The organism is Candidatus Methylomirabilis sp. (genome assembly GCA_036000645.1).
Lineage (GTDB): Bacteria > Methylomirabilota > Methylomirabilia > Methylomirabilales > JACPAU01 > JACPAU01.
Window position 1 is genome coordinate 1 of the sequence record DASYVA010000163.1, and the last position, 12,099, is coordinate 12,099.

Genomic DNA, 12,099 nt, shown 5'->3' on the forward strand with positions numbered 1-12,099 from the left:
GAATGCCGGCAAGCTGGAGAAGAAGGTCTACCGGGTCCCCCGCGAGATCGACGAGGAGATCGCCCGGCTCAAGCTGCGCGCGATGGGGGTGAAGATCGACCGGCTGACGCCGGAGCAGAAGAAGTATCTGGCCTCCTGGGAGACCGGGACGTAGGGCGCACCCTTCCCAACTCTCCTCCGTTTGACGAAGCGGGGCATGGCCGCAGCGCGACAGACACCCCGATGGCTGGAACCCGAAGTCTGGTTGCTGGTGCTGTTGGTCGGTCTGATCTATTTCAGCCGACTGACGACCCTGACCCTCCGCGGGGAAGAGCCGCGGCGGGCGATGGTCTCCTATCAGATGCTCGAAGACGGGGACTGGGTCGTCCCCAAGATGCAGGGCGAGCCGTGGTTGAGTCGTCCCCCCCTCCATAACTGGGTCATCGCGCTCGTCGCCATGGCGACGGGAGACGTGGACCCGATCGCCATCCGCTTTCCGAGTGTCCTGGCAACCCTCCTGACGACCCTTCTGGTCTACGGCTATGCGCGGTGGTTCCTCCCGCCGCTGGGAGCTTTCGCGGCCGGGGCGTCCTTTGCCACCATGGGCCACGTCCTGGAGCTCGGCCGGCTGGGCGAGACCGAGGCGCTGTTCACCCTCCTCCTCGGCGGAGCGCTCCTGCTCTGGCACGCGGGGTACGAACGCGGCTGGCCGGCCGCGTGGACCTGGGTGGTGGGATACGGACTGGCCGCCCTGGCCACCCTGGCGAAGGCCCCCCAGGTGCCCGTGTACTTCGCCGGCTCGGTCGGGCTCTTCCTGATCCTTCGGCGGGAATGGCGGCGGCTCTTCACCGGCGCGCACCTGGCCGGCCTGCTCGCCTTTGCTGTCATCTTCGGAGCCTGGCAGATCCCGCTCTATCTCCGCCTTGGCTGGCAGGGGGTGCGGGAAATTTGGTTCTGGGAAGTCGGCCTGCGGTTCATTGGCCATACGGTTGCGACCGTGGCCATGCACCTCGTGTCGTACCCCTTTGAGTTCTTCATCGCCCTCCTCCCCTGGTCCCTGCTCTTGTCGTGTTTCATGTTCAGAGGCTTCAGGGACCGCCTGGAGGATGCCCGCTCCCCTGTGGCGTTCCTGACGATTTCTGTCCTGATCGCCATCCCCACGGTCTGGCTCGCCCCTGGGGCCCGGGGCCGCTACCTCATGCCGGTCTACCCCGGCCTTGCGTTCTTGATCGGCCTGGTGGTCCAGCGGTCTTCCGAGTCACCCGGCGGGACGCCATGGCGGCGGGTGTGGGAGTGGTATCTCAGGAGTATGGCCGGGGTCATGGTCGCTGCCGGGCTCGCAGTCTTGAGCCTCAGCCTGCTGGCGAATCCGGACGAGGTTGCCTGGGCGCAGCCTCCCCTGTTTGCCCTGGCGTACGCGCTGGTAGGCGTCGCGGCGGCACCGGTGCTATTCCGCGTCAGCCGGCGGGGAGGCGCGCCGGTCGGCGCGCGGGTGGCGATCCTGCTGGTGGCGGGTTTCATGGGGTTGACGTTTACCGGCGTGCTGATCAACAAGCACCTCAATACGAGCGTGGACACGGCAAGCGCCGTCGCGCGCCTCAAGCAGGAACTGCCGCACGGCCATCGCCTGGTCAGCGTCACGCCGGTGCACCCCCTCTTCGTCTACTACTACCGCGACCCCATCGCCCTCGTCGCCTGGCCCGACGGCGGCAGTATCCTGGAGGCCGAGGGGGCGTATTTCTGTTTCAACCGCGTCCCTGGAATCGAGGTTCGGATCCCGTTCCCGTGGGAAGAGGTTGCCGCGGTCTCGGTCGCGCGCTCCCGCGTTTCCCGCTCGCAGCAGGACGTCGTGATCGGGCGTCGCCTGCCGGGGGCGTCGGGGACGGCTCCGCCCTCCGGGGGCGCCCCCAGGCGGTGACCGGAACGCTTGCTGCTGTCCGAGGCGAGGGTGCCATGGTCGAGCGGAGCCGGCCGAAGCTCTCGGTGGTGATCCCGGTCTACAATGAGCGGGAGACGATCGAGGAGCTGCTGCGGCGAGTCCAGGCCGTGGAGATCGAGAAAGAGATCATCGTTGTGGACGATGGCTCTACCGATGGGACCCGAGAATTTCTCCGAGGGCTGGCCCAGGTTGCCTCGGGGGCCCCGGGCGGCGCCGCCTCCCCCCCGGCCGGAGACCCGCTGCGCACCGAGAACATCAGGGCATTCTTCCAGGAGAAGAATCAGGGCAAGGGCGCGGCGCTCCGTCGGGGCATCACGGAGGCGCAGGGCGAGATCATCGTCGTGCAGGACGCGGACCTCGAGTATGATCCCGAGGACTACCACAGGCTGTTGGACCCGATGAAGCGGGGCATGGCCGATGTCGTGTACGGGTCCCGGTTCCTTGGAGGCCCACATCGCGTTTTGTTCTTCTGGCACTACGTGGGGAACAGGATCTTGACGACTCTCTCAAACATGTTCACGGATCTGAACCTCTCCGACGTCTGGACCTGCTACAAGGCGTTCCGGAGGGAAGTGTTGCAACAGATTGACCTCCGGGAAGCTGGGTTCGGGTTCGAGCCGGAAGTCACCGCCAAAGTCGCCAAGGGCCGCTGGCGCGTCTATGAAGTCCCCATCTCCTACTGGGGCCGCACATACGCCGAGGGTAAGAAAATCACCTGGAAGGACGGGATCCGGGCGATCTACTGCATCCTACGCTATAACCTGTCCGGGTGATTCGGCCGGGAGGGGGTCAGCTCCGGCGGCGGAGTCGCCCGCCTCGCGTCACGCCCGCCTCCCGGCGGGTAAGCCTTGGCCCCGTGGGGCGGGACGGGAGCGAAGGGTCAGGCCGGGACCCGTTCGGGCTGTCCTGGGCCGGGCTGGCCTCTAGGTTGCAACAGGCCTGTCCGCGGAGGTCGCCCGGAGGTCGAGTCAGGTGTTGTGGCTCCTCGCTGCGATTGCAGTCGGATTTATCGCGGTCGAGCGCCTGTGGCCGGCTGCGCGTCTCCCCCGTGTCCGCGCGTGGTATCCCCGCGTCATCCTGGTGAATTCCATTCAGGTCGGGATCGTGATCGTTGCGGGGTACACCTGGGACTCCTGGTTTGCCCGGGTGTCGCTGTTCCGGATCCGCGAGTATATGGGCGATATCCCTTCCGCCCTGGTGACGTATCTTTTTTCGACCTTTGTGTACTATTGGTGGCATCGGATCCGGCACGAGTCACGGCTCTTCTGGCTCCTCTGTCATCAGCTCCATCATTCGCCGCAGCGGATAGAGGTTCTCACGGCGTTTTACAAGCATCCGGTCGAAATCGCCCTGAATTCTATTCTCAGCGCCGTCATCGCGTTTCTGATTTTCGGGTGTAGCATTCTGGCGGGCGCGTACTATACGTTCCTCACCGCGATCGCCGAGTACTTTTACCATTGGAACATCAACACGCCCCGATGGCTGGGATACATCGTCCAGAGACCCGATTCGCATCGGGTGCATCATCAGTACCGGCACCACACCCAGAATTACGCCGATTTGCCGATCTGGGACATGCTCTTCGGGACGTTCAAAAACCCCGCTCGGTTCGAGGCGACGTGTGGTTTCGACGCGTGGCGCGAGGATCGGTTCGAGGACATCCTGGCCTTTCGAGATCTCCACGCCCCGGGGGCGGGAGAGAAAGCCCCACTGCATTACCTCCCCACGTGCATCGGGTGCAGCAAGCGGTGGGCGTGCTCGGACTCTCGGGAGCAACGGAGCGGGGCGGGGAGAGTGGGCGAGAGGCGACCGGAGGGGTCAGGGGAGAAACTGGTCCTGTGACCCCGGCGTAGGGATCCGACACTCAGCGTACTTCCCGAACCAGCGGTAGCGATTCCTGGCGACCCAATCGTACACTGCATCCCGAACGATTGCGGGGACGACGCGCAACCAGGATACCACCCGCCAGATCCCGCCCAGCTCATCTAAGGCACAGAGAACAGCCTCCGAGCGCAGGGCCAGCGTTTCGTTCGGAGTATTGTATCCGCGGACGAGGATGATGGTCTTCGAATCAACCTCAATTTCAGGATGTCTTTGAAGTATCGATGCCGCGGTGGCACCCTGGAGCGGCGCGAATCGCAAGAGCGTCAACCGATCCTCCTCTGTGAGAAAACCCACTGTCCGGTCGCACAGGCCGCAGACACCGTCGAACAGCACGAGGAGGCGTGCGCGCTCTCCCCGTCGGGGCGGCAGCCAGGCTGGATCGAAGGTGAAGAGGTGGACCATCAGCATGCCAAAGCTCAGGTCGGCGAAGTCCACGACCAGCAGGATCGAGAGGTGCATCAGCACCATGGAAAGCCAGGCCAGCGACCTAGTGATCCGAGTCATGCTCAGAGGGAGAAACAGAATCTCCAGTGCCAGGACGGCCCACGTTTGCAGCCTGATCGCCCACTCCGGGGACGCGAGGAAGATGTCCCGAAAGACTCCCGGCCGCGCCAGGGGGTTGTTGAGGAGGTGAACCAGGGCTGTTCCGTCAACCCAGCTCGGGCTGGAGAGCTTGATCGTGCCGCTCAAGGTGTACCCGGCCGCCATGAGGAACCAGGCGACGCTGTAGATCGTCGCCGGAAAGGCCCACTTGGAAGGTTCCTTGCGGCGCCCCAGGCTCAAGGGCTCACCATGAGGCAGCAGGACGCTCAGCAGGAGCAGGAGGCCAACGTAGGGGATGGACGGGTTGCTGATCAGGTTGTTCCGGTTGAAGAGGCAGGCCCAGCCGTACCAGAGGAGGAGGGCGGAAGTGCGGCGGTAGAATCCCGCGGTGTAGGCTGCGGCGAGGAAAATCATTGCCGCGAGGAAGGCCGTGACGACAGGCGGGGAGTCCCAGTGCTCGAGGGGATTCGGAAGAATGCCGTATGTGAAATTCAGTTGTGGGCGCGGCAGCGTGCCCTGATGGCTGAACAGCTCCGCGCCGTACGGAATGAGGTTGGCGAGGTGGACGAGGAGGTATGCTCCGAGTCCGATTCGGAAGGCCGCAAACTGGTAAGGGGAGATCGGCTTTACTTTTTGCAGGAAGGCTCGAGTATCCATATGTTGCTTCGGCCGCGCGTCTTGGTCCGGATGGCCACGCTGATGCGGACGGCATCCTCCGGGAGGCCCAGCTCCGTACGAAGAGGTCCCTGGGGCCGGAGTCCGTAGCAGTAGACCGATTGCCAGGTGGCTTGGGGCAACCGGGGTGCGGAAGAGAGGGCAGCCCCGAACACATTCCTGCGATTGTAAGGTCCTTTGAGGCGCTGATAGAGTTCGGGTGTAATTTCCTTCTCGAGGTCCTCACCCGAGGCCGTGTGAATTCGCAACACGAACTGGGAAGCGAAAGTTTCCAGCCCATCCACATCGGAAAATACCTTGGGGAAGGGAGACGCCGCCGTCGCGGCTCCAAGCCCCTGCAATGTTCTGACGCCGATCAAATAGCCGGACATCTGCAGGAGTCCGACCACGCACAGCAGCAGCGCAGCGACGTTCGACCAAAAGACCCACGTCACGGGTCTGCTTTCATTCGAAGTCAGTCCCGTGAATTGTCTCCAGCTCTCGAGCATCAGCGGTTCCCCAGTATTCTTCTCTTGGTTTCGAGTTCCGAGAACAGATCCTATCGGCTTCGCATGAGGGCGACGAGACCGGCCGTCCCGAAGACGGCGTTCGGGAGCCAGGCGGCGAGCCAGGGAGGGAGGACCTCTCCGCGGCCCAGGGAGAGGCTGAAGGAGAAGGCCAGCCAGTACAGAAAGGCGACCAGGATGCAGGCCGCGAGGCTCACCATGAGGCCGCGGCGGCCGACGCGGAGCGCGCCGGCCACGCCGATCAGGCCCATGAGCAGGGGGAGCACGGCGAGTGCGGGCTTGGCGTGCAGGTCCGCCAGAACCCGGCGGACGTTCGCCCCTGAGGCGAGCAATCGTTCAATGTGCCGCCGGAGCTCCTGGAACCCCATCTCGGCCGGGTCCTTCTCGACCTGCCGGAACTCCTCGGGGCCATCCTTGAGCGCGAGCGGGTAGTCGGCGTTCGTCTGGACTCCCACCAGGCGCCCGCCGGCGAAGCGCCGGATGGTCGCCCCCTCCAGAACCCAGCCGACGCCCTCTCCCTCCCAGCGCGCCACGGGTGCGTCCGCCCGCTCGACGAGGGCGAACTCCGGCGCGAGGCGGAGGACCGTCACCTCGCGCAGCACGCCTTCCCGCGCCTGCAGGATCCCGATGTGCAGGAGCGTCTGCTCTCCCGCGCGATACCAGATGTCGTTCTCTCGGGTCCGGCGGTATTTGGAGGCCTTGCCGAGGCGAGTCTCGCTGAGGTCCAGGGCCAGCGCGGTCGTCCGGGGGGCCAGATACTCCGTCACCGCCCAGAGGCCGGCGGAGACGGCCACCCCCAGGAGCAGGAGCGGGACGGCAATGCGGAGGGTGCTCCAGTGGCCCATCCGCATGGCCAGGACCTCGTTGTGCCGGTTGAGCGTCCCCAGGCTCAGCGCGCAGGCGAGGAGAACGGACACCGGGGTGACCTCCGGGAGGATCTTGGGGACGAGCAGGACGTAGTAGAGCGCGACGTCCCCGAGCGCCGCTCCCGCCTGCAGGAAGCGGCCGACGTTCTCGAGGAGATTCACCAGGATGTACACGCTGGTGAGGACGGTGAGCGCGAGGAGGAGGATCTTCAGGCCCTCCCGCAGGAGGTAGCGGTCAAGGGTGCGCATGTCGCGCCCTCCCCCACGGGAGCAGACTGCCGAGGCGCCCCTCCCGCCCGCCGAGCAGGAGCAGGCCGAGACCGAGCCCCCCGATCGCCGCGTTGGGCAGCCAGGCCCCCACGGCTGCCGGGACCCGTCCCTGGGTCGCCAGCCCCTCGCCGGCCACCATGAGGAGGTAGTAGGCGAGGGCGATCAGGACGCTCAGGGCGAGGCTCGCCCCCCTGCCGCTCCGGCGGACCTGGATCCCGAGCGGCGCCCCCACCAGGACGAAGACCAATGCCGCCATCGGGTTCGCCAGCTTCTGGTGGATCTGGAAGGCGAACGCCGGGGCGGCGCGCCCGCTCCCCTCGGCCCTCCGGATGGCCTCGGTGAGTTCCGCGAGAGTCATCTCGCGCGGCGAGCGCTCCCGGTCCGGCCCGCCTCCCGGCGCGCCGAGATCCAGCCGCATGTCGTAGCGCCGGAAGGTGACCAGGCGGTACCGGTCCGGGTCGGCCGCCGGCCTGCTGTGGAGCGCCCCCTCCTCGAGGGTGAGCGTCACAGCCCCGGTCGCCTCCTCCCCCAGGAGGCGGCCGCGGGCCGCGAGGACTTCTCGGGGCTGACGGGGATCCCGGGCGTCGGCCACGAAGATCCCCTTGAGCTCTCCCGTCTCGTCGTCCACCTCCTGCACGTACAGGATCAGGCCGTTCATTTCAGCGCTGAAGAGGCCTTCGGTCAGGGCCAGCGTGGCCTTGGTCCGGGAGAGCCGGAAGAGGAGATCCCGGAACCCGTGGTTGCCCCAGGGGAGCGCCACGAGCGACAGGTAGGCGCCCACGGCGGCGGCGAGGCCCCCGAGGAGCAGCGCGGGCACGATGAGCCGGTAGAGGGACCACCCGGCCGCCCGGAGGGCCAGCACCTCGTTGTCGGCCGCGAGGCGACCGTAGCCGCTGAGGGCGGCCAGGAGTACCGCCATGGGGACCGTGATGACCAGGAAGGAGGGGAGGAGGTAGAGGAAGAGGGTGAGGACCGTCCCAGCCGGGACGCCCCGCGTCACGATGAGCTCCATGAGCTTCAGGAGTCGGCCGGCGAAGAGGACCAGGGTGAAGAGGAGCAGGCCCAGGCCGAGCGAGGAGAGCATCTCCCGCAGAATGTAGCGGTCCACGAGGCGCATCGGCTCCTCCGACTCGCCATCCTACCCGAGCCTATCCGAAAATTCACGGGAAAAACTCCCTATTGCCACTGGTGGAGAAGGCTGCTATAGGTCTGCGCCGGTGGCACGGGGAATGGCGCCAGTCGGGAGCCTCTCATGCGGAAGGTACTTCTCTGTGTGCTCGGTTGTCTGGCAGTTCTGCTCACGATGTGTCCTCGGGTGGCGGCGATTGAGCTCGAACCCGTTCTGACGGGTCTTTCCAGCCCACTCTACCTGACCAGCGCGCGGGACGGGACGAACAGGCTGTTCATCGTCGAACAGCCGGGTCGCATTAAAGTGCTCCAGCCTGGAGCGACGACGCCGACGATCTTTCTTGACATCATGTCGACAGTATTGTCAGGTGGCGAGCAGGGTCTCCTCGGGCTGGCCTTTCATCCGCAGTATGCAATCAACCGCCGCTTCTTCGTGAACTATACGCGCCAGACTGACGGCGCAACCGTCGTCGCCGAATACCGGGCGTCCGTTTCCGACCCCAACGTGGCCGAGACGGCCGAGATCCAATTTCTCGTCGTTCATCAGCCCTTCGCGAATCACAACGGCGGGATGATCGAGTTCGGCCCCGACGGGTTCCTCTACATCGCTCTGGGAGACGGTGGGTCTGGGAACGACCCGGGCAACCGTGCCCAGAACATCAACGAACTCCTGGGCAAGATGCTGCGGATAGACGTGGACCTTCCGAGTGGGTCGCTGCCCTACTCCTCGCCCGCGGACAACCCTTTTTTCGGCCCAACTGCCGGAGGCGCCGAGATCTATGCCTTGGGGTTTCGAAACCCCTTTCGGTTCTCGTTCGATCGCGGTGGCACGCGTCAGCTCTTTGCCGGCGACGTGGGACAAGGCGCGCGGGAAGAGATCGATATTGTCACGCTCGGCGCCAATTATGGCTGGCGTGTATTCGAAGGCACCCTCTGTACGGGCCTCGACTCTGCCTCCTGCAGCTCACCCGGCTTTACCGCTCCCATCCACGAGTACAGCCATGCTGCGGGGCGCTGTTCAATCATCGGCGGGTACGTCTACCGTGGGACGCAGTCGAGCCTGCCCGTCGGGGCCTATGTCTACGGCGACTTCTGCACAGGTGAAATCTTTCAGCTCTTTCCGGCGGCGAGCGGAGGCACGGCAACCTTACTGCTCGACACCAGCCTGAATTTCTTTCTTTCTTCCTTCGGCGAAGATGAGGCAGGAGAGATTTATGTTGTCGGACTGGGGGGAACCGTCCACCGGATCACCGGTGGAGTCTCATCTCCAGGCGGCGGTGGGAGCCAGGGATGCTTCATCGCCACGGCCGCGTTCGGCTCCCCGCTGGCGCGCGAAGTCCAGATCCTGCGCCAGTTCCGGGACCGATTCCTGTTGACCAATGGCCTGGGACGGTTCCTCGTTGCCGCCTACTACCGGTTGAGCCCGCCGCTCGCCGGTGTTATCGCGGCGCAAGCGGAGCTGCGGGTGGCTGCTCGGGGAGCCCTGCGGCCGGTCGTCTGGTGGGCACGCCTGGCCCTGGCCTCGCCGGTCCTCGGTCTGGTGCTTGCCGGTGGTGGGCTCGTGGCCGTCGGTGGCTTTGCGTTTACCTGGCTTGGCGGTCACCGTGGTATCCTGAGCGTGAGGGATCGGGAGGGGTGAATTGCGGGGACTAACGTTCGTCACGCTGAAGCAGGCGAAGCGCGTGATCGTCGCGGTCGTCGGCGGCACCGTTCTGCTTATCGGAGTGGCGCTCCTCGTCCTGCCGGGGCCGGCTGTCGTGGTCATCCCGCTCGGCCTGGCGATCCTGGCCACGGAGTTCGTCTGGGCCCGCCGCCTGCTCAAGCGGATGAAACAGGAAATGGCCCGCGTTGCCTCCTCCCTGGGCGGTCGCCCTGGTCCTTCCGCTCACCGCTGAAGGAGATTTTCACGCATCAAGTCGGCCGCGCTCCGGTGCTCGCCCTGGCGGAAGCCAGCACCCCCTCCGCGACGGCGCGGCTGTTCGTGACGCGCGGCACCTTGTGCTGGTCGCCCAGCTTGCCCGCCTCGCGCATCCATCCATAGAAAGTCCCGGGAGGCACCTCGACGAGCCGGGGCCCACGCATCCCCACATCCCCCGAGCGCTTGATCCGGTAGTCGGTGTTCAGCTTCTGCAGGGTTTCGTCCAGGACACCGGTGAATTCCTCCCGGCTCCGGGGGGACACGCGAAACTCCACCAGCCAGTCATGGCCGCCGCGTGATTCGGCCGGGGTGGGATAGCGGGGCGCCAGCGTGAACTCCACCACCTCGGCGCCGGTTCGCCGGGAGGCCTCGACGAGGGCCTGCTCGACGTGCTCCACGATCACGTTCTCGCCGAAGGCATTGACGAAGTGTCGGGTCCGGCCCGTGATCTCCAGGCGCAGCGGGTCGCGCGCCGTGAACCGGACCGTGTCCCCGAGCAGGTACGACCAGAGCCCCGCCGGGGTGGTCAGGGCGATCGCGTACGGGCGGCCGAGCTCCACGTCGGCGACCGTATGCCGCCGCGGCCGGTCGCGGCCCAGATCCTCCACGGGGATGAACTCGTAGAAGATCCCGTAGTCGAGCATGAGGGTGAGCCCGCCGCTGGCTTCCGTCTGCATGGCCACGAACCCCTCCGAGGCGGGGTAGACCTCGAGATACTCGAGGGGCCGGCCGATCCACTCCTCGAAGACGCGCCGGTACGGGGCGAAGGTCACCCCCCCGTGGATGAAGAGTTTCAGGTTCGGCCAGGATTCCCCCAGATCGCGGGCGGGCTCCCCGGGGGCTTGCCGCAGGCTCGCGACGCGCTCGAGGAGGATCAAGATCCACGACGGCATCCCGGAGAGGAGACGCAGGTCTTGTCGGGCCGCCAGCGCCGCCACCGCGGCGAGCCGGGTTTCCCAGTCCGTGATGGCCGCAATGGCCGGGCCGGGCGAGTAGCGCCGCCGGAGCCCCAGGGGCAGCCGGCGGACCACCAGGCCCGAGAGATCCCCGACCAGACATCCCTGACCCACCGTTTTGAGGGCGCTGGTTCCGCCGAGAAACAGCATAGGCCCCCCGAGCAGGTGTTCGGGGCCCACCCGGTCCGCGGCCAGGAGGAAGGCGTCCCACCCCCCCTTCCGATGCGAGGCGAGGGCTGCCCTCGTCACCGGAATGACCTTGTCCCCGGCGGTGGTGCCCGACGTGTTCACCCAGGTGCCTGTTCGCCCCGGCCAGGTGATGCCCCGAGCGCCCGCCAGCGCGCGCTGCCAGAGCGGGCGGAAGTCGAGGTACTCACGGACCGGCACCCGGGTCTGATAGTCGGCCACGGAGTGGATGCGGGGGAACTCGTGGGCCTCCCCGAACACCGTGTTTCGCGCCGTCGCAACGAGTCGGAGCAGGGTGCGCTCCTGCGTCGCGACGGCGTCCCGCCAGATCTCCTCGAGGACGCGCCGCCGCCGCCCCGCGCATTCGCGGAGCAGCCAGCCGGCCGCGCGGACCATCATCGGGCCACTCCCGCCGTCCCGGCCCGCTGCGCGCGCTGCTGGCGCGTGGCCTCGAGCCACGACCGGACGACGGCATTGAAGGCCTGCGGCTGTTCGAGCATCGGGACGTGGCCGCAATCGGGCAGGAAGGTGAGCCGCGAGTCCGGGATCAACGCGTGAAACTGTCCGGCCACCTCGGGAGGGGTGATCCGATCCTGCGCGCCCCAGACGAGCAGGGTCGGCACGCGAATGTTCGGGAGGTGCTCCTCCAGCTTGTGGCGTTTGGCGGCGCGGGCAAACTGGACCACCCGCATGGCGGAGGCGGGAGCGGTCACGACGCGCGTGACCTCTTCGACCCATGCCGGGGTGACGAGGGCCGGGTCGTGAAAGATCTCCAGCATCTTCTCTCGCACGTACTCCGCAGAGGGGCGATGGGGGACCCCGCGGGTGTAGCCCCGCTCGAAGAGGCCCGAGGAGCCCGTCAGGATGAGCCCGGACACGCGCTCCGGGTGGTTCACGGCCAGCTCCAGGGCCACGTGTCCCCCGAGGGAGTTGCCCCCCAGGACGGCGCGCGGGATCTCCTGGGCCTGCAGGAAGCACCGGACGTACCGTCCCAGCTCGGCGATCGTGGCCTCCGGGAGCCCGGGGTGGAAGATCGGGAGCTCCAGGGCGATCGCCCGGCAGAACTCCCCCAGCGTGTGGACCGCCGACTGCCAGTGGTGGATCTGGCCCATCAGGCCGGGCAGGAGGAGAACCGATTCGCCCTGCCCGCGCTCCAGCCTGGGGTACTCGGGATACGTCATCGCGCTCGCGTTTCCCCCTGCGTGCGAGGCGGCGCCGTTCCCGGGGATCACTTTGCCGACTGTCATGC

Annotated in this window: 12 protein-coding genes; 6 read left to right on the plus strand and 6 right to left on the minus strand. The window is 66.7% G+C overall.

Annotation, left to right across the window (positions count from 1 at the left end):
- The 4 genes from VGT06_09250 to VGT06_09265 all read left to right on the plus strand — a co-directional run.
- Nucleotides 1-154 (plus strand): adenosylhomocysteinase (locus tag VGT06_09250; GenBank protein ID HEV8663309.1); only part of this gene is annotated, 154 nt, incomplete at its 5' end.
- Between the two features lie 42 nt (nt 155-196).
- Nucleotides 197-1,897 carry a glycosyltransferase family 39 protein gene (locus VGT06_09255; protein HEV8663310.1) on the plus strand — a complete coding sequence of 567 codons (1,701 nt, stop codon included), beginning with the start codon at nt 197-199 and terminating at the stop codon, nt 1,895-1,897.
- Nucleotides 1,898-1,932: 35 nt separating this feature from the next.
- On the plus strand, nt 1,933-2,691 hold the full coding sequence (locus tag VGT06_09260; GenBank protein ID HEV8663311.1) for a glycosyltransferase family 2 protein: 759 nt from the start codon (nt 1,933-1,935) through the stop codon (nt 2,689-2,691).
- A 199-nt stretch (nt 2,692-2,890) separates the two neighbouring features.
- On the plus strand, nt 2,891-3,760 hold the full coding sequence (locus VGT06_09265) for a sterol desaturase family protein (GenBank protein HEV8663312.1): 870 nt from the start codon (nt 2,891-2,893) through the stop codon (nt 3,758-3,760).
- Here VGT06_09265 and VGT06_09270 read toward each other — a convergent pair.
- The 4 genes from VGT06_09270 to lptF form a co-directional block, all read right to left on the minus strand.
- Entirely contained in the window at nt 3,737-5,002 is a 1,266-nt protein-coding gene (locus tag VGT06_09270; protein HEV8663313.1) for a DCC1-like thiol-disulfide oxidoreductase family protein, read from the minus strand. The genes VGT06_09265 and VGT06_09270 overlap by 24 nt on opposite strands.
- Nucleotides 4,972-5,454 (minus strand): hypothetical protein, encoded by a 483-nt coding sequence (locus VGT06_09275; GenBank protein ID HEV8663314.1) that lies wholly within the window; start codon nt 5,452-5,454, stop codon nt 4,972-4,974. Before VGT06_09275 ends, VGT06_09270 begins: the two co-directional genes overlap by 31 nt.
- Nucleotides 5,455-5,558: 104 nt before the next feature.
- Nucleotides 5,559-6,641, minus strand: a complete 1,083-nt coding sequence (locus tag VGT06_09280) for an LptF/LptG family permease (GenBank protein ID HEV8663315.1) — start codon at nt 6,639-6,641, stop codon at nt 5,559-5,561.
- A complete protein-coding gene (gene lptF / locus VGT06_09285) occupies nt 6,628-7,779 on the minus strand; it encodes an LPS export ABC transporter permease LptF (GenBank protein HEV8663316.1) in 1,152 nt (383 codons plus the stop codon). Before lptF ends, VGT06_09280 begins: the two co-directional genes overlap by 14 nt.
- Before the next feature lie 198 nt (nt 7,780-7,977).
- Between lptF and VGT06_09290 the strand changes: the two genes are divergently transcribed.
- Complete coding sequence (locus tag VGT06_09290; protein HEV8663317.1) at nt 7,978-9,429, plus strand: PQQ-dependent sugar dehydrogenase; 1,452 nt, start codon at nt 7,978-7,980, stop codon at nt 9,427-9,429.
- A 1-nt stretch (nt 9,430) separates the two neighbouring features.
- Nucleotides 9,431-9,685: a PGPGW domain-containing protein gene (locus VGT06_09295; protein ID HEV8663318.1), complete on the plus strand. Its 255-nt coding sequence runs from the start codon at nt 9,431-9,433 to the stop codon at nt 9,683-9,685.
- Nucleotides 9,686-9,701: 16 nt separating this feature from the next.
- On the opposite strand, the gene VGT06_09300 is transcribed toward VGT06_09295, so the two are convergent.
- Together VGT06_09300 and VGT06_09305 are read right to left on the minus strand one after the other, a co-directional pair.
- Complete coding sequence (locus VGT06_09300; protein HEV8663319.1) at nt 9,702-11,249, minus strand: GH3 auxin-responsive promoter family protein; 1,548 nt, start codon at nt 11,247-11,249, stop codon at nt 9,702-9,704.
- Complete coding sequence (locus VGT06_09305) at nt 11,246-12,097, minus strand: alpha/beta fold hydrolase (protein ID HEV8663320.1); 852 nt, start codon at nt 12,095-12,097, stop codon at nt 11,246-11,248. The genes VGT06_09300 and VGT06_09305 overlap by 4 nt, the downstream gene beginning before the upstream one ends.
- Between the last annotated feature and the right edge of the window lie 2 nt (nt 12,098-12,099).

Bases quoted from the DNA above. Each gene is read 5' to 3' on its own strand.
- lptF (HEV8663316.1), bottom strand. From the start codon at position 7,779: ATGCGCCTCGTGGACCGCTACATTCTGCGGGAGATGCTCTCCTCGCTC.
- VGT06_09305 (HEV8663320.1), bottom strand. From the start codon at position 12,097: ATGACAGTCGGCAAAGTGATCCCCGGGAACGGCGCCGCCTCGCACGCA.
- VGT06_09260 (HEV8663311.1), top strand. From the start codon at position 1,933: ATGGTCGAGCGGAGCCGGCCGAAGCTCTCGGTGGTGATCCCGGTCTAC.
- VGT06_09280 (HEV8663315.1), bottom strand. From the start codon at position 6,641: ATGCGCACCCTTGACCGCTACCTCCTGCGGGAGGGCCTGAAGATCCTC.
- VGT06_09270 (HEV8663313.1), bottom strand. From the start codon at position 5,002: ATGGATACTCGAGCCTTCCTGCAAAAAGTAAAGCCGATCTCCCCTTAC.
- VGT06_09255 (HEV8663310.1), top strand. From the start codon at position 197: ATGGCCGCAGCGCGACAGACACCCCGATGGCTGGAACCCGAAGTCTGG.
- VGT06_09300 (HEV8663319.1), bottom strand. From the start codon at position 11,249: ATGATGGTCCGCGCGGCCGGCTGGCTGCTCCGCGAATGCGCGGGGCGG.